The organism is Mesorhizobium sp. ISC25 (genome assembly GCF_042295465.1).
GTDB lineage: Bacteria > Pseudomonadota > Alphaproteobacteria > Rhizobiales > Rhizobiaceae > Mesorhizobium.
The window spans coordinates 398,491-416,039 of the sequence record NZ_CP135441.1; the positions used below are offsets into that span (position 1 = coordinate 398,491).

Here is a 17,549-nt window from a genome sequence, read left to right on the forward strand (position 1 = left end):
GCGCGGCAGCGATCCGCAGCAAGCCGGCTCCGGTTGGACCACACGGCTCTAAACGCTTCGTTAGGCTTAATAGAGGATAAAGACAGGAGTGCCGTCAAAGCTGCTCTCCCCAGTCGTGGCAGGCGCGTTTTGAAGACTGTTCCCGTTGACGCCCATAACACCCCATGATATCCCATTCCGATACTCAAGCCTTCGTTCCGTGTCAGGGTGAAGCGTACGCCAATCGGGCAGCCGCGGCGGCTGCGCGTTTGCCTGCGTTCACCCGTCATAACGAAGTGGGTTTTGGACGGCGACCGGGCCGGGGCGGCGCGGACAGGAAGATGCAGAGGGGTGCGGCGGCGCAAGCGGCCGTAACGCGTAATGGACCGGTTTCTGTCGAACGCGGTGAACAGGATCGATGCGAAGGGACGGGTATCCGTGCCGGCGCATTTCCGTGCCGTTGTGCAGAAACGCGGCTATTCGGAACTTTATGCGCTACGCTGCCTGGATCGCCCGGCGATGGATGTCGGTGGGCTCGACCTGCTCGATCGCTACGAGCAGCGCATCGCCCAGGAAGACCCGTTCCTGCAGACGGCGGACGACATGTCGTTCTTCTGCCATGGCGATGGAACGTTTCTGAAGCTCGACCAGGACGGCCGTATCACGATGAGCGATTTCATTCGCGAGCATACCGGCATTTCAGCAGAGGTGGCCTTCGTTGGCCGCGGCAATTTCTTTCAGATCTGGGAGCCGGGACGGCTCAGCGCCTATGGGACGGAAGCACGCGCCCGGCTTTTGCAGCTTCGGCAGGGCACGAAGCCCGGGGAGCGGCCGGAATGATGGCGGGCGACGGCGATGAAGTTCATGCCGTTGGCGGACCAGCCCGTCACATTCCGGTCCTCCTTGCCGAAGTTCTGGAGGCGCTGGCGCCGACAAAAGGCGAGGTGATCGTCGACGGCACATTCGGTGCCGGCGGCTACACCAAGGCCATTCTGGCAAGCGGAGCCTCGGTCGTCGCCATCGACCGCGATCCGGATGCGATCGCGGCGGGGCGGGCCCTTGAACAGCAGTCCGGCGGCAAGCTCAGGCTTATCCAGGCACCGTTCTCCACGCTCGACGAGCAGGTTGAAAGTGCCGATGGCGTCGTGCTCGACATCGGCATCTCCTCCATGCAGATCGACCAGCCGGAGCGCGGCTTTTCGTTCCGGGCCGATGGACCGCTCGACATGCGCATGGCGCAGGCGGGCCTGAGCGCCGCCGACGTCGTCAATACCTTCAAGGTGGGCGATCTTGCCCGCATCTTCGGTTTTCTCGGCGAGGAACGCCATGCCGGGCGCATCGCCCGCATGATCGAGAGCCGTCGCGAAAAACGCCCGTTCGAGCGCACGCTCGACCTTGCCGATGCCATCGAAACGCATATCGGTCGCGCGCCAAAAGACAAGATCCATCCGGCCACCCGCATTTTCCAGGCGCTGCGCATCTTCGTCAATGACGAACTCGGCGAACTGGCCAAGGCACTGTTTGCCGCCGAGCGCGTACTGAAACCGGGCGGCCGGCTTGCCGTGGTGACCTTCCATTCGCTCGAGGACCGCATCGTCAAGCGCTTCATCGCCGACAGAGCCGATTCAGCGACCGGATCGCGGCATCTGCCCGAGGCGCAGGCGCGCACCGCCACCTTCACCAAGAAGGGCGGCGGCGTGACGCCTGGCGATGCCGAGATATCGGCAAATCCGCGGGCGCGCTCGGCAAGGCTGCGCGCCGCGATCCGTACAGAGGCGCCGGCGCGTGCCGGCGATTTTTCGATTTTCGGCCTGCCAAAACTGCCTGGCCCAAAGCTTCCCGGCGCCGATCGACCGGGAGAGAGGTGAGCACGTGTTTCGTACCAGCGACATAGTCCTGATCGCCGTCATGGTTTCGGCGGCTGCCCTGACCTACAAGACCAAGCGCGAGGCCGAGGAGCAACTGGCGGCAGTGCACAAGATCCAGGCGCAGATCCGCTATGAAGAGGACACGATCGACCTGCTCAAGGCGGACTGGAGCCTGCTTACCCAGCCGTCGCGCCTGCAGAAGCTCACCGAAATCTACAAATCGCAACTCGGACTCGAGCCGGTCAACGCGCGGCAGATCGTCGGGCTGGACGATCTGCCGGCGAAACCCGTCAACATCGAGGACCTTTCATCCCAGCGGCTGGGCGGCATGGCCGATGTCGGCGGCAAGGACCCCGTGCTGACCGGAGGCATCGTCCAATGATCACCGGATTTCCAATCGCCGCCAGATTTCCAAAGGTTGGGAGGCTGCTGCAGCGCGGTTCGAAGCCCGGTGCGGGCGGATCGATCGTGGTCGAAGGCGCCCGCAAGGCGACCGGTGGCAAGGGCAGGACCCGCATCGTCATGACGATGGCGGTGTTCTTCGGCATCTATTCGACCATTGCCGGGCGGCTGGTCTATCTTGGTTTCCAGAATCCCGACCTGTCGGGCGGCCCGCAGAGCCGGGTGACGGCATCGCGACCCGACATCGTCGACCGTAACGGCGAAGTGCTGGCGACCGACATCAAGACCGCGTCGCTGTTTGCTGAGCCGCGCCGCATCGTCGATGCCGACGAGGCGATCGAAAAGCTGTCGACGGTGCTTCCCGAGATCGACTACGAGCAGACATATAACAAGCTGAAGAGCGGCGCCGGCTTCGTCTGGCTGCAGCGGCAACTGACGCCGAAGCAGCAGGCCGACATCATGCAGCTCGGCATCCCCGGATTCGGCTTCCGCACCGAAAAGCGCCGGTTCTATCCGGCCGGCGAAACCTCGTCCTACATTGTCGGCCTGACCAACATCGACAATCAGGGCATCTCCGGCATGGAGAAATACATCGACGAACAGGGCTTGAGCGATCTTCAGGCGTCGGGTCTGGCGGTGGCCAAGGATTTGAAGCCGGTGCAGCTCTCGATCGACCTGCGCGTCCAGCATATCCTGCGTGACGAGGTCGCCACCGGCATGGAAAAGTACCATGCGATCGCGGCGGGCGCCGTCGTGCTCAACGTCAAGACCGGTGAGGTGCTGGCGATGGCCTCGGTTCCGGATTTCGATCCGAACAATCCCTATAACGCGCAGGACAAGGACCGGCTCAACCGTATGTCGGCTGGCCTCTATGAAATGGGGTCGACCTTCAAGAGCTTCACCACCGCCATGGCGCTCGATTCCGGCAAGATAACGCTGCAAAGCCGCTTCGATGCGTCGCGCCCGATCAGGATCGGCCATCAGACCATCCATGATTTCCACGGCAAGGGCCGGGTCCTATCGGTGCCGGAAGTGTTCATCTATTCCTCCAACATTGGCTCTGCCAAGGAAGCCGAAGCGGTTGGCATCGACGGACACCGCGAATTCCTGCATCGCCTGGGAATCCTCGAGAAGATGCAGACCGAACTGCCGGAAGTCGCCCGGCCGACCGAGCCCAAGGTCTGGAAGCAGGTCAATTCGATCACTATCGCCTTCGGCCACGGTGTGTCGACGACGCCGCTGCAGACAGCGGTCGGCTGCGCCGCGCTGATGAATGGCGGCTATCTGATGGACCCGACATTCCTGCCGCGCACGCAGGAGCAGGCGATGGCGGTGGCCAAGAAAGTGGTCAGCGACAAGACCGTCGAGGGCATGCGCTATCTCTATGCACTCAATGCCGAAAAGGGATCCGGCCGCAATGCACGGGTGCCAGGATACCGGGTGGGCGGCAAGACGGGAACGGCGGAGAAGGTCGTCAACGGCCGCTACTCGAAGGAAAAGAATTTCAACGCCTTCGTTGCGGCTTTCCCGATGGACGATCCGCAATACATAGTGCTTACGATCGCCGACGAACCGAAGCCGGAAAAGCCCGGCATGGGTGCTACGGCCGCCTCGAACGCGGGCATCATGGCTGCAAACATCATCCGACGTGCGGCTTCCATGCTTGGCGTGAAGCCAGATTTCAGCCATGAAAATGGTGCAACGCTGGTTTCCTATCAGTGATTCTTGGGGCGCGCCGGTAACTGCGCGCTATTTTGTTGCGATGAACGGGGTTCGATGAAGCTGAAAAATCTAACCGGTATCCTGCCTGTCGAGGGGACAGCTTCCTTCGACATGGAGGTTACAGGGATTTCGTCGGATTCCCGCCAGGTGACACGGGGTGTCGTCTTTTTCGCGCTCACCGGCTCCAAGGCGGATGGCGCAGCCTATGCAGCCGATGCCGCGAGCCGCGGCGCTGCAGCGATCGTGGTCGGCAAGGGCAGTGCGGTCGCCGGGCTGCCAGTTCCGGTTCTTGTCGTAGACGATCCGCGCCTTGCGCTGGCGCTGAGTGCTGCCCGTTTTTTCGGCAAGCAACCGCAAACCATGGTCGCGGTGACCGGCACCAGCGGCAAGACCTCCGTCGCCGCATTCACCCGGCAGATATGGGAGCAGGCGGGTTTGGTCGCCGCTTCGATCGGCACGACCGGTGTGGTTGCGCCGGGCCGCAACGAATATGGCTCGCTGACCACGCCGGATCCGGTGGCGCTGCACAGGCTGCTCAAGGAGTTGGCGGAGGCCGGCGTCACCCACGCCTCGATGGAAGCGTCCAGCCATGGCCTCGACCAGCGCCGGCTCGACGGCGTCAAGCTTGCGGCCGGCGGCTTCACCAATCTCGGCCGCGACCATATGGACTATCATCCGACGGTCGAGGACTATCATCGCGCCAAATTGCGTCTGTTCGACGCGCTGCTGCCGAAGGGCGCGCCGGCCATCATCTTTGCCGATGACCCGTGGTCGGAGCCGACGATCAAGGCGGCGCGGGCAGCGGGACTGAACGTGCTGACGGTCGGCCGCCACGGCGATTTCCTGCGGCTGAAGCGGGTCGAGCACGAGCGCCACCGCCAACGCGCCGAGGTCGAAGTTGACGGCGTTCTCCATGAAGTCGACTTGCCGCTGGCCGGCGACTTCCAGATCGCCAATGCGCTGGTGTCAGCGGGCCTCGCCATTTCGACTGGAACATCTGTTGCCAAGGCATTGATGGCGCTGGAGAAATTGAAGGGTGCACCGGGGCGGCTCGACCTCGTTGGGACGGCTGCCAATGGCGCGCCGGTCTATGTCGACTACGCGCACAAGCCGGATGCGCTGGAAAACGTGCTGGCTTCGGTGCGCCCCTTTACCACCGGCCGCGTCATCGTCGTATTCGGTTGCGGCGGTGATCGCGACCGGGGCAAGCGGCCGATCATGGGCGAGATCGCCACAAGACTGGCCGACGTCGTCATCGTCACCGACGACAATCCCCGCTCGGAAGTCCCCGAGACGATCCGCGCCGCGATTCTCGCGGCCGCACCTGGCGCCATCGAGATCGGCGACCGGCGCAAGGCCATCCACGAGGCGGTCGGGATGCTTCACGCTGGCGACACGCTGATCGTGGCCGGCAAGGGCCATGAGGAAGGCCAGACCATCGGCACCGAGACGCTGCATTTTTCCGATCATGAGGAAGTTCGCTTGGCGCTGCGGGAGCAAGCGGCGTGAGCTATCTGTGGACCTCCGAGGCGCTGGTTGCCGCCATGGATGGCAGGCCGCTCGGTCCGATGCCTGAAGGCATCGCCGGCATTTCCATCGACAGCCGCAGCCTGCAGCCGGGAGACGCTTTCTTCGCCATCAAGGGCGAGGCCATGGACGGCCATGATTTCGTCACCGCCGCCATCAAGGCGGGCGCCGGCGTGCTGGTCGTCGCCGAGGGCAAGCTGCCGTCGCTGGGGCGGCTGACGGCACCGATGATCGTCGTGGAGGACGTGCTTGTCGCGCTGGAAAAGCTCGGCGTTGCGGCGCGCGCACGCTCAAAGGCGAGGGTGATTGCCGTGACCGGATCGGCGGGCAAAACCACCACCAAGGAAGCACTGCGCCACGCTCTCTCCGCGGTCGGTACCGTGCATGCATCGGCCCAGTCGTTCAACAATCACTGGGGTGTGCCACTGACGCTGGCGCGCATGCCGCAGGATTGCGACTATGCCGTCTTCGAGATCGGCATGAACCATCCCGACGAGATCCGGCCGCTGGTCAAGATGGTCCGGCCGCATGTCGCCATCGTTACGTTGATCGCGGCCGCTCACCTCGGCTTCTTCCGCAACCTGGACGAGATCGCCAAGGCCAAGGCAGAGGTTTTCGAGGGACTGGAGCCCGGTGGCGCCGCCCTTCTCAACCGCGACGATGCGCGCTGGAAGCTGCTGGAGAAGATGGCCAAAGAGGCCGGCGTCGAGCATGTCTACGGGTTCGGCGAGAATGCCCGGGCGACCTTCAAACTGATCAAATGCGAGCTCAATGCCGATCACTCGGTCATCACCGCCAAGATTGGCGGGCACGAGATAGTCGCCAGGATCGGCGCGCCGGGTCGCCATATGGTGCAGAATGTGCTGGCAGTGCTTGGTGCCGCGCATCTGGTCGGCGCCGACGTCACCAGGGTGGCGCAGGCGCTGGCCGATCTTTCGCCCGAACGCGGACGCGGCAAGCGCTATGTGTTGCGTCACCCAAAGGGGCCGATCACGCTGATCGACGAGAGCTACAACGCCAATCCGGCGTCGATGAGCGCTGCAATGGCGCTGCTCAACACAACGCCGGTGTCGGGCGAGGGCAGGCGCATTGCCGTGCTCGGTGATATGCTCGAGCTCGGCAGCCATTCGGCGAAATTGCATGCCGCGCTTGCCGACCTGATCGTCGGCACCGACACGCGCACGGTCTTTCTCGGCGGTCCGGAAATGCGGGCGCTGGCCGACGTTTTGCCCGGCGAGATCAAGACGGAATACCGCGCCGGCGCGGAAGATCTGAAACCGGTTCTTCTATCGGAATTGAAGCCCGGCGACGTGGTCATGATCAAATCGTCGAAGGGCATAGGCTTTTCAAAGCTGGTCGAGGCGTTGCTCGGCAAGTTTCCGGCGGAAGCCACAACCAGCAGACAGACCTAGGATCGGTCCGGGGGACGCAAGCGCATGCTAACACTGCTCGTCGAATTTGCGGACAAGATCTCGGTCTTCAACGTCTTCCGCTACATAACATTCCGCACCGGCGGAGCGCTGATCACAGCGGCGCTGATCGTGTTCATCTTCGGACCGACCATCATCAATTCGCTGAGGCTGCGGCAAGGCAAGGGCCAGCCGATCCGCGCCGACGGGCCGCAGACGCATTTCAAGAAGGCGGGAACGCCGACCATGGGCGGACTGATGATCCTGTCCGGCATCGTCGGTTCCTCGCTGCTGTGGGCGAACCTGTCGAGCATCTACGTCTGGGTGGTGCTGCTGGTGACGCTGGGGTTCGGCTCGATCGGCTTTTACGACGACTACCTCAAGGTGACGAAGCAATCGCATCTCGGCTTTTCCGGCAAGGCGCGGCTGGGGCTCGAATTCGTCATCGCAGGCATCGCCGCCTGGGTGATCATGCACAACGGCCAGGCGCCCTTCTCGTCATCGTTGACATTCCCTTTCGCCAAGGAGTTTCTCGTCAATCTCGGCTGGTTCTTCATCCCGTTCTCGTGCTTCGTCATCGTCGGCGCCGGCAATGCGGTGAACCTGACCGACGGCCTCGACGGGCTGGCGATCGTGCCGATCATGATCGCCGCCGCATCCTTCGGCGTCATAGCCTATCTCTCCGGCAATGCAGTGTTCGCCGAATATCTGCAGATTCATTTCGTACCCGGCACCGGCGAACTTGCGGTGGTCCTTGGAGCGGTGATCGGCGCCGGGCTTGGCTTCCTCTGGTTCAATGCGCCGCCGGCGGCGATCTTCATGGGCGACACCGGCTCGCTGGCGCTGGGTGGGCTGATCGGCACGGTCGCGGTGGCGACCAAGCACGAGATCGTGCTGGTCATCGTCGGCGGCCTGTTCGTCGTCGAGATATTCTCGGTCATCATCCAGGTCGGCTACTTTAAGATGACCGGCAAGCGCGTCTTCCTGATGGCGCCGATCCACCATCATTTCGAAAAGCTCGGCTGGACCGAAAGCCAGGTGGTGATCCGCTTCTGGATCATCGCGGTCATCCTGGCGCTGGTCGGCCTGTCGACCCTGAAGCTGAGATAGGAGGCCGCTTGATCCCCGCAGCATCCTTTTCAGGCAAGCGCGTTTCGCTCTTCGGGCTCGGCGGCTCGGGGATCGCTACGGCGCGCGCGCTGATCGAGGGCGGCGCGGATGTGCTGGCCTGGGACGACAATCCCGACAGCGTCGCCAAGGCCGGTGCGCTCGGCATCACGACAGCGGATCTGCGCGGCGCGGACTGGGCGAGGTTCTCGGCCTTCGTGTTGTCGCCCGGCGTGCCGCTGACGCATCCCAAGCCGCACTGGACCGTCGAGCTGGCGCGGGGCTCAGGCGTCGAGATCATCGGCGACATCGAGCTTTTCTGCCGCGAGCGGATGCTGCTGGCACCGGCAGCACCTTTCATTGCCATTACGGGCACCAACGGCAAGTCGACGACCACGGCACTGACGGCGCACATCCTCAAATCGGCTGGGCGCGACACGCAGATGGGCGGCAATATCGGCCGCGCGGTGATGACGCTGGATCCGCCGCAGCCTGAGCGGCACTATGTGGTTGAGTGCTCTTCCTACCAGATCGATCTTGCCCCCTCGATCAATCCGACGGCCGGTGTGCTGCTCAATCTGACGCCGGACCATCTCGACCGCCACGGCACGATGCAGCACTACGCCTCGATCAAGGAGCGGCTGGTGGCCGGCAGCGAGACGGCAATCATCGGTGTCGACGATTCCTGGTGCGCCCAGATCGCCGATCGGCTGGAGCGAGCGGGCCGTCAGGTCATTCGGATCTCCAAGCGCCTGCCGCTGACCGACGGTTATTTCGCCGACGGCACCAACCTGATGGAAGCCGTGCACGGCCGCTACAGCCGGGTCGCCTTCCTCGAAGGCATCGGCTCGTTGCGCGGCCAGCACAATGCGCAGAATGCGCTGGCCGCCGCGGCTGCCTGCCTCAAGGTCGGGCTCGAGCTCGGCGAGATCCAATCCGGACTGGAGAGTTTCCCGGGGCTGGCGCACCGCATGGAGCAGGTCGGCCGCAAAGGGCATGTGCTGTTCGTCAACGATTCCAAGGCGACCAATGCCGATGCCGCTGCACCGGCGCTGTCGAGCTTTGCGCGTATCTACTGGATTGCCGGCGGCCTGCCGAAAGAGGGCGGCATCGAGCCGTTGCGCGGCTTCTTCCCGCGCATCGCCAAGGCCTATCTGATCGGCGAAGCTGCACCGGCCTTTTCGGCGACGCTGGGCGAGCCGGTGCCTTACGAGATCTCAGGCACGTTGGCCGCGGCAGTCGAACACGCCGCCCGCGATGCGGCCAGGGATAGTAGCGGCGAGGCAGTGGTGCTGCTGTCGCCGGCCTGCGCCAGTTTCGACCAGTTCAAGAATTTCGAAGTGCGCGGCGAGGCGTTCAGGCAAGCCGTAACCGCCATTGATGGCGTGATGCCCATCGGAGGGACACGATAATGCAAAGCCGTCTCGACAAAAGCCCGGTTGCGACCTGGTGGTGGACGATCGATCGCTGGTTCCTGGCGGCATTCCTGTCGCTGATGGGGCTCGGCATCGTTTTGTCCTTCGCAGCAAGCCCGGCAGTGGCCGAGCGCATCGGGCTCGACAGTTTCCACTTCGCCACACGCCAGATCATCTTCACCATCCCCGCTCTTGGCGTGATGCTGGCCGTCTCCTTTCTTGAATCCAGGCAGATCCGGCGCATGGCGCTTGTTATGTTGTGCATCACGCTGTTTCTGATGGTGGCGGTGCTCTATATCGGCGTCGAGGTGAAGGGCGCGCGGCGCTGGGTGTCGCTTGCAGGCCTGTCGATCCAGCCGTCCGAGTTCCTGAAACCGGCCTTCGTCATCATCTGCGCCTGGCTGTTTGCCGAGCACAAGCGCCAGCCCGACATTCCGGGCAATCTGTTCGCCATGTTGCTGCTTGCGCTGGTCATCTCGCTGCTGGTGGCGCAGCCTGACCTGGGGCAAACCATGCTGGTGCTCGGCACCTGGGGGGTGATGTTCTTCATGGCCGGGTTGCCGTGGCTGTGGATCGTCGCGCTGGGTGCTGCAGGCGTCGGCGGCGTGTTCGCCGCCTATGCGGTGTTCCCGCACGTTGCCGGCCGCATCGACCGCTTCATGACCGGTGAGGGCGACACGTTCCAGGTCGACATGGGCCGCGAGGCGCTGATCAATGGCGGCTGGTTCGGGGTCGGGCCGGGCGAGGGTACCGTCAAGCGGGTCATCCCCGACAGCCATGCCGACTTCGTCTTCTCCGTCGCCGGCGAGGAATTCGGGCTGATCATGTGTTTCTTCATCATGTCCATCTTCGGCTTCATCGTGCTGCGCGGTCTCAATACGGCACTCAAGGAGCAGGACGATTTCACGCGGTACGCGGTTGGCGGCCTGGTCACGGTCTTCGGCCTGCAGTCGGTCATCAACATGGCCGTCAATCTGCAGCTGATGCCGGCCAAGGGCATGACGCTGCCGTTCATCTCCTACGGCGGCTCTTCGCAGATCGCGATCGCCATCTCGATGGGCATGGTGCTGGCGCTGACGCGCAAGCGCCCGGAAAAGCGCAAGCAGCTGGGGTTCATGCCGTCGCCGCGTGCGATGCCGGCGGAGTGAGATGGCGAAGGGGGTTATCCTTCTGGCGGCAGGCGGAACGGGTGGACATCTGTTCCCGGCCGAGGCGCTGGCACATGAACTGACCAGGCGCGGCTGGACGGTGCATCTGGCGACGGACGACCGTGCCGAGCGCTTTGCCGGGCAGTTCCCGGCGGCCGCCATCCATCCGATCCAGTCGGCGACGATGGGCTCGAAGAATCCTTTTGCCATGCTCGCCGCGTTTTGGAAAATCTGGCGCGGGGTTAGGCAGGCATCGGCCGTCATCGCCAGCATCAAGCCCGCCATCGTGGTCGGCTTCGGCGGCTATCCGACACTGCCGCCGCTTTACGCGGCGACCCGGCGCAAGGTGCCGACGCTGATCCACGAGCAGAATGCGGTGATGGGCCGCGCCAACCGGGCGCTCGCCGGCCGCGTCGACGCCGTTGCCGGCGGGTTCCTGCCGGAAGACATCAGTGCCACTGGCGCCAAGACGGTGACCACCGGCAATCCGGTCAGGCCGCAAGTATTGGAAGCGGCAAATACACCCTATGCTGCATCGGCCGACGAAGAGCCGTTCCAGTTTCTGGTGTTTGGCGGCAGCCAGGGCGCGCAGTTCTTTTCCGATGCGGTGCCGGCGGCGATCGCCCGGTTTTCCGATGCACAGCGTAGGCGACTGGCGATCACGCAGCAGGCTCGCGCCGACGATGTGACGCGGGTGAAAGCCGCCTATGCTGCGCTTGGCATCGAGGCCGAGGTGTCGCCCTTCTTCACCGACATGGCGGCGCGGCTCGCGGCGGCGCATCTGGTGATGTCGCGCTCCGGCGCGTCGACCGTATCGGAAATCGCGGTGATCGGCAGGCCGGCGCTGCTGGTGCCTTATCCGCACGCGCTCGACCACGACCAGGCGGCGAATGCGGCCGCCCTTGCCGCAGCGGGTGGCGCCGAGGTGCATCCGCAATCCACGCTTTCGGCGGAGCGGATCGCTGCGCTTGTCGGCGGGCTGATGGATGATCCAGGCAGGGCGGCGACGATGGCTGCGGCGGCGAAATCGTCCGGTAAACCGGACGCAGCGCGGTTGCTCGCCGATCTGACAGAGGCTATTGCGTCCAGGAAATCCGTTTCGGAATTCAGGAAGGAGACGCACGCATGAAGATGCCACAGACGATCGGCCTCGTGCATTTCATCGGCATTGGCGGCATCGGCATGAGCGGCATCGCCGAGGTGCTGCACAATCTCGGCTACAAGGTGCAGGGATCCGATCAGGCCGACAGCGCCAATGTGCAGCGGCTGCGCGACAAGGGCATCGAATGCTTCGTCGGCCACCAGGCCGAAAACCTTGGCGAGGCCGAAGTGGTCGTCGTCTCCACCGCAATCAAGAAATCCAACCCGGAGCTGAAGGCGGCGAGAGAGAAGTTGCTGCCGATCGTGCGGCGCGCCGAGATGCTGGCCGAACTGATGCGGTTCCGCCAAGCGGTGGCGATCGGCGGCACGCATGGCAAGACGACGACGACCTCGATGGTGGCGACGCTACTCGATGCCGGCGGGCTCGACCCGACGGTGATCAATGGCGGCATCATCAATGCCTATGGCACCAATGCCCGCATGGGCGACGGCGAATGGATGGTGGTCGAGGCCGACGAGAGCGACGGCACTTTCCTCAAGCTGCCGGCCGAGATTGCCGTCGTCACCAATATCGACCCCGAGCATCTCGACCATTACGGCTCCTTCGACAAAGTGCGCGAGGCGTTTCGCCAGTTCGTCGAGAATGTGCCGTTCTACGGCTTTGGCGTGATGTGCACCGACCATCCCGAAGTGCAGGCGCTGGTCGGCCGCATCGAGGACCGGCGCGTCATCACCTATGGCGAAAATGCGCAGGCCGACGTGCGCTTCACTAATCACCGCATGGACGGCCCGACCTCGGAATTCGACGTGGTGATCCGCGACCGCAAGACGCACGGCCAGATAACGATATCAGGTCTGCGGCTGCCCATGCCCGGGCGCCACAATGTCTCCAATGCGACGGCGGCGATTGCCGTCGCGCATGAGCTCGGCCTTTCGGCTGAGGCAATCAAGAAGGGTCTGTCGTCCTTCGCGGGCGTCAAGCGGCGCTTCACCCATACCGGTTCGTGGAACGGTGTCGATGTGTTCGACGATTACGGTCATCATCCGGTCGAGATCACGGCGGTACTGAAGGCTGCGCGCAGCGCTACCAAGGGCCGCATCATCGCCGTTACCCAACCGCATCGCTTCACCCGGCTGCGCGATCTGTTCGACGAGTTTTCCGTCTGCTTCAACGACGCCGATACGGTAATGGTGGCGCCCGTCTATGCGGCCGGCGAGGAACCGATCGACGGCGTTACGTCCGACGCACTGGTGTCGCGCATCCGCTCCGGCGGCCATCGCGACGCACGCTACATCGAAGGTCCGGCGGCGATTGCGCCGATCGTGCGCGAGGTGGCGAAGCCGGGCGATTTCGTCGTCTTCCTCGGTGCCGGCAACATCACCCAATGGGCCTATGCGCTGCCCAAGGAACTCGGCGGGACCATCTCATGATGCGCGGCCAGGCGTTGATCGACAAACTTGGCGACCGGCTTGCCGGACTGCGCGGCCGCATCACGCCCAATGCCGAAATGGACAAGATCACCTGGTTTCGAGCCGGCGGGCTCGCGGACGCATTGTTCCAGCCGGCCGACGAGGACGATCTTGCCGCATTCCTGAAGGCGGTGCCGGAGGAAATTCCGCTGACCATCGTCGGCGTCGGCTCGAACCTGCTTGTCCGTGACGGCGGCATTGCGGGCTTCGTCATCCGGCTTTCGGCCAAAGGCTTTGGCGAGACCGAAGTGATTGCGCCGACCACGATCAAGGCGGGCGCCGCGACACCCGACAAGCGCCTTGCGGCCGTCGCCTATGAGGCCGGCATCGGTGGCTTTCATTTCTACCACGGCATTCCCGGCGCCATTGGCGGAGCGCTGAGGATGAACGCCGGCGCCAATGGCGTCGAGACGCGCGAGCGTGTGGTCGAGGTGCGGGCGCTCGATCGCAAGGGCAATGTTCATACGCTGAGCAATGCCGACATGGGCTATGCCTATCGCCATTCAGCGGCGCCGTCCGGGCTGATTTTCACATCGGCGCTGTTCGAAGGCATTCCCGAGGACAAGGCGGCGATCAAAGCCGCGATGGATGCTGTCCAGAACCATCGCGAGACCGTGCAGCCGATCCGCGAAAAGACCGGTGGCTCGACCTTCAAGAATCCCGAAGGCACCTCGGCCTGGAAGGAAATCGACAAGGCCGGCTGCCGCGGCCTGATGGTCGGCGGGGCGCAGATGTCGCCGATGCATTGCAACTTCATGATCAACACCGGAACGGCCACCGGCTACGAGCTTGAATATCTCGGCGAGACGGTGCGTGCGCGTGTGCTCGAAAGATCGGGCATCCGGTTGCAGTGGGAGATCAAGCGCATCGGTAATTTTCGGCCGGGCCATGCCGTCCAGGAATTTCTCGGGCAGTTGCTTTAGGCAAGCCGACCGCCGTTGCCTTTCGGACTCATGAATTCACATTTTGCTGCCGTTTTTGCGGAAAGTGAATCCATCGGAATCGTAAGCACTTGCCAGCGAATCAACTCTCTGATTCTCTGCCCTGAAGCGTTTCCTGATTTGAGTCGTTTCGACGCGTTACTCGCGTTTCCGTCTGGGGGGCAACCTGCCGGGAGACTCGGACTCAATGTTGCGGAAACACGGGAGCGAAGTTGCTCGGGCGCATTTGAGTGCGCGCGATGCTTTTCGGGGCATGCACGATGGTGCAGGCCTGCTGTGAGAGGAAATGACGGGGAATGACAAGCAAGCATGTGGCCGTCCTTCTGGGGGGATTCTCGTCCGAGCGGCCCGTGTCCCTGTCGTCGGGTAAAGCCTGCGCCGATGCGCTCGAGGGAGAGGGCTACCAGGTCACCCGCGTCGACGTCTCGCGCGACATCGGCTCGGTGCTCAGCGCGCTCAAGCCTGACGTCGTCTTCAATGCGCTGCACGGCCCTTTCGGCGAGGACGGCACCATCCAGGGTATCCTCGAGTACCTCGCCATTCCGTACACTCATTCCGGCGTGCTTGCCTCGGCGCTCGCGATGAACAAGGAGCAGGCCAAGAAGGTCGCCAAGGCGGCCGGCATTCCGGTGGCGGAATCGAAGGTGGCCAATCGCTTCGCCATCCAGAACAAGCACCCGATGAAGCCGCCCTATGTCGTCAAGCCGGTCAACGAAGGGTCGAGCTTCGGTGTCGTCATCGTGCATGAAGGCCAGTCGCATCCGCCGCAGATCATCGGCTCGTCCGAGTGGAGATACGGCGATACGGTCATGGTCGAGCGTTATGTGCACGGGCGGGAATTGACCTGCGCGGTGATGGGCGATGTGGCGCTCGGTGTCTGCGAGATCATCCCGACCGGCCATTCCTTCTACGACTATGATTCAAAATACGTCGCGGGAGGATCAAAACACGAATGCCCGGCAAAACTTTCACCGAATATTTACCAAAAAATACAGACACTGACGCTCAAGGCTCACCAAGCAATCGGCTGTCGGGGCGTTTCCCGGTCGGACTTCCGTTATGATGATCGTCACTCCGAAAACGGCGAAATTGTCTGGCTCGAGGTCAACACCCAGCCGGGCATGACGCCGACGTCTTTGGTGCCGGAAATCGCCGCGCAAGCGGGACACTCGTTCGGCGATTTGTTGAGTTGGATGGTGGAGGACGCTTCGTGTCTGCGTTGAAGTGGGGACAGGGCAAGGGGAAGGGCGCGGCCGGGCCGGCGCTGTTCGGCATGCCGTTGTCGTTCGACCATTTCGTGCTGCCGCGCCTGCTCCGCCGGCCGGTGCGCGTGCTGGCGCGCCTCGGCGAAGGCGACTTCGAAGCGCCGCCCTATTGCGCTGCCATGCTGTCGGCGGCACTGCTTGTTTCGACCAGTGCCTATGGCGCCTATCTCGGCGGATATTCCGACGCCATCGTCCAGAGTGTCACCGCCCGCACCGGCTTTGCCGTCGACCAGGTCAAGGTCGTCGGCAACCGCGAAACGTCCGAGATCGATATTCTCGACAGGCTGGAACTCGACGGCTGGACCTCGCTGATCGGCTTCGATGCCGAAGCCGCGCGCGAACGCATCACCACGCTGCCCTGGGTCGAAGCCGCGGCAGTGCGCAAGGTCTACCCGCATACGCTGGAAGTGCGCGTCGAGGAGCGCGAGCCGTTCGCGCTGTGGCAGCAAGGCAGCGCGCTTTCGGTCATCGAGAAATCCGGCACCGTCATTGCGCCGTTCTCCGGCGGCAAGCAGATATTGCTGCCGCTGATCATCGGCACCGGCGCACCGGCCAAAGCGCCGGATTTCCTCGCCAAGATCAAGAATTATCCGGAGCTTGCCGCGCGGATCAAGGGCTATATCCGCATCGGCGAACGGCGCTGGGATCTCAAGCTTGAAAACGGCATCACGATCAAGCTTCCCGAAGACGGTGAGGATCAGGCGATTGCCGACCTGGTCAGGATGGACCACGAGAACGGGCTTTTGACGCGCGACATCGCCGCCGTCGACATGCGCCTTTCCGATCGTCTGGTCGTCCAGTTGACGCCGGAAGCGGCGACACAGCGCCAAGCCGCGCTCGACGAAAAACCCAAGATGCTGAAGCGCAAGCCGGAGACGAAGATATGAGCTGGCTTGGCGGCAATAGCGATGCCTCGTCGCGCCGGTCCGGCATCCTGACGGTGCTGGATGTCGGCTCCAGCAAGGTCTGCTGCGTGGTGGCCAAACTCAAGCCGCGCGATGATGGCAAGCTGCTGCGCGGACGCTCGCATCGCGTCCAGGTGATCGGCATCGGCCACCAGAAATCGCAAGGCGTGAAATCGGGCGTCGTCATCGATCTCGACCGTGCCGAGCACGCCATCCGTCTTGCCGTCGACGCCGCCGAACGCATGGCGGGACTGACGGTCGATTCGCTGATCGTCAACATGACTGCCGGCCGGCTGAAGAGCGAGGCTTTTTCGGCCACCATCAATCTCGGCGGCCATGAGGCCGACGAGGCCGACATCAAGCGCGTGCTTGCCGCCGGTGCCAAGCAGGCGCTGCGGGCTGAGCGCGAGGTGATCCATTCGCTTCCCGTTGCCTTTTCGCTGGATGCCGAGCGCGGTGTGCGCGATCCGCGTGGCATGGTTGGCGACCAGCTTGGCGTCGACATGCATGTGCTGACAGGCGACGCGGCGCCCTTGCGCAATCTGGAGCTCTGCATCAACCGCTCGCATCTGTCGGTCGAGCGCATGGTGGCGACGCCTTATGCCAGCGGGCTTGCCGCGCTGGTCGACGACGAGCTCGAAATGGGCGCGGCCTGCATTGACATGGGCGGCGGCACGACGACGATCTCGGTATTTTCGGAAGGCAAGTTCGTCCATGGCGACGCCATCGCGATCGGCGGTAACCACGTCACGCTGGATATGGCCAAAGGCCTGTCGACCTCGCTCGATGCCGCCGAAAGGCTGAAAGTGATGCACGGCTCGGCGCTGCCCGGCAGCGCCGATGATCGCGATCTGGTTTCCATCCATCCGATCGGCGAGGACGGCGAGGTGCCGTTGCAGATCCCGCGCTCGGTGATGACGCGCATCATCCGCGCCCGCATCGACGAGACGCTGGAATTGCTGCGCGACCGGCTGAACAAATCCGGCTACGGCAACGCGGTCGGCAAGCGTGTGGTGCTGACCGGCGGCGCCAGCCAGCTTGCCGGCCTGCCCGAAGCAGCACGCCGCATTCTCGGCCGCAATGTGCGCATTGGCCGCCCGCTTGGCGTGGCAGGCCTGCCCGAGGCGGCCAAGGGACCGGCTTTTTCGACGCCCGTCGGGCTTCTGATCTACCCGCAGATGGCGAGCTTCGAGAGCCGTCCGGCGAAGGGAATTTCCGGTCTTCGGATGACCGGAACAGGCGGAAAACTGCATCGAATGAGTCAGTGGTTGAGAGACAGTTTTTAATTTG

The 17,549-nt window shown here is 63.6% G+C and carries 15 protein-coding genes; all 15 read left to right on the forward strand.

Going from position 1 to position 17,549, the window contains the following annotated elements:
* Positions 1-360: 360 nt before the first annotated feature.
* The 15 genes from mraZ to ftsA all read left to right on the forward strand — a co-directional run bounded on the left by mraZ (position 361) and on the right by ftsA (position 17,545).
* Positions 361-819, forward strand: a complete 459-nt coding sequence (gene mraZ, locus RQ479_RS02045) for a division/cell wall cluster transcriptional repressor MraZ (protein WP_254818997.1) — start codon at positions 361-363, stop codon at positions 817-819.
* Positions 816-1,847 carry a 16S rRNA (cytosine(1402)-N(4))-methyltransferase RsmH gene (gene rsmH / locus RQ479_RS02050; protein WP_376703941.1) on the forward strand — a complete coding sequence of 344 codons (1,032 nt, stop codon included), beginning with the start codon at positions 816-818 and terminating at the stop codon, positions 1,845-1,847. The genes mraZ and rsmH overlap by 4 nt, the downstream gene beginning before the upstream one ends.
* A gap of 4 nt (positions 1,848-1,851) precedes the next feature.
* The gene (locus RQ479_RS02055) at positions 1,852-2,229 is read left to right on the forward strand and encodes a hypothetical protein (protein ID WP_352465152.1); all 378 of its coding nucleotides are present in this window, start codon (positions 1,852-1,854) and stop codon (positions 2,227-2,229) included.
* Positions 2,226-3,971: a penicillin-binding protein 2 gene (locus RQ479_RS02060; RefSeq protein WP_352465151.1), complete on the forward strand. Its 1,746-nt coding sequence runs from the start codon at positions 2,226-2,228 to the stop codon at positions 3,969-3,971. Before RQ479_RS02055 ends, RQ479_RS02060 begins: the two co-directional genes overlap by 4 nt.
* 54 nt (positions 3,972-4,025) lie before the next feature.
* A complete protein-coding gene (locus tag RQ479_RS02065) occupies positions 4,026-5,480 on the forward strand; it encodes a UDP-N-acetylmuramoyl-L-alanyl-D-glutamate--2,6-diaminopimelate ligase (protein WP_376703942.1) in 1,455 nt (484 codons plus the stop codon).
* Positions 5,477-6,910, forward strand: coding sequence for a UDP-N-acetylmuramoylalanyl-D-glutamyl-2,6-diaminopimelate--D-alanyl-D-alanine ligase (locus tag RQ479_RS02070; protein ID WP_376703943.1), 1,434 nt, complete (start codon positions 5,477-5,479; stop codon positions 6,908-6,910). The genes RQ479_RS02065 and RQ479_RS02070 overlap by 4 nt, the downstream gene beginning before the upstream one ends.
* A 24-nt stretch (positions 6,911-6,934) precedes the next feature.
* Complete coding sequence (gene mraY / locus RQ479_RS02075) at positions 6,935-8,017, forward strand: phospho-N-acetylmuramoyl-pentapeptide-transferase (RefSeq protein WP_023676767.1); 1,083 nt, start codon at positions 6,935-6,937, stop codon at positions 8,015-8,017.
* An 8-nt stretch (positions 8,018-8,025) separates the two neighbouring features.
* Positions 8,026-9,426 (forward strand): UDP-N-acetylmuramoyl-L-alanine--D-glutamate ligase, encoded by a 1,401-nt coding sequence (murD, locus tag RQ479_RS02080; protein WP_376703944.1) that lies wholly within the window; start codon positions 8,026-8,028, stop codon positions 9,424-9,426.
* Positions 9,426-10,577, forward strand: a complete 1,152-nt coding sequence (gene ftsW / locus RQ479_RS02085; RefSeq protein ID WP_352465146.1) for a putative lipid II flippase FtsW — start codon at positions 9,426-9,428, stop codon at positions 10,575-10,577. The genes murD and ftsW overlap by 1 nt, the downstream gene beginning before the upstream one ends.
* A 1-nt stretch (position 10,578) precedes the next feature.
* Positions 10,579-11,706 carry an undecaprenyldiphospho-muramoylpentapeptide beta-N-acetylglucosaminyltransferase gene (gene murG / locus RQ479_RS02090; RefSeq protein ID WP_352465145.1) on the forward strand — a complete coding sequence of 376 codons (1,128 nt, stop codon included), beginning with the start codon at positions 10,579-10,581 and terminating at the stop codon, positions 11,704-11,706.
* Positions 11,703-13,109 carry a UDP-N-acetylmuramate--L-alanine ligase gene (gene murC, locus RQ479_RS02095; RefSeq protein ID WP_292664387.1) on the forward strand — a complete coding sequence of 469 codons (1,407 nt, stop codon included), beginning with the start codon at positions 11,703-11,705 and terminating at the stop codon, positions 13,107-13,109. Before murG ends, murC begins: the two co-directional genes overlap by 4 nt.
* On the forward strand, positions 13,106-14,071 hold the full coding sequence (gene murB, locus RQ479_RS02100) for a UDP-N-acetylmuramate dehydrogenase (protein ID WP_376703945.1): 966 nt from the start codon (positions 13,106-13,108) through the stop codon (positions 14,069-14,071). Before murC ends, murB begins: the two co-directional genes overlap by 4 nt.
* Positions 14,072-14,385: 314 nt before the next feature.
* On the forward strand, positions 14,386-15,312 hold the full coding sequence (locus tag RQ479_RS02105; RefSeq protein ID WP_292664390.1) for a D-alanine--D-alanine ligase: 927 nt from the start codon (positions 14,386-14,388) through the stop codon (positions 15,310-15,312).
* Complete coding sequence (locus tag RQ479_RS02110) at positions 15,300-16,241, forward strand: cell division protein FtsQ/DivIB (protein WP_376703946.1); 942 nt, start codon at positions 15,300-15,302, stop codon at positions 16,239-16,241. Before RQ479_RS02105 ends, RQ479_RS02110 begins: the two co-directional genes overlap by 13 nt.
* Positions 16,238-17,545: a cell division protein FtsA gene (ftsA, locus tag RQ479_RS02115; protein WP_023676759.1), complete on the forward strand. Its 1,308-nt coding sequence runs from the start codon at positions 16,238-16,240 to the stop codon at positions 17,543-17,545. Before RQ479_RS02110 ends, ftsA begins: the two co-directional genes overlap by 4 nt.
* Positions 17,546-17,549: the final 4 nt, after the last annotated feature.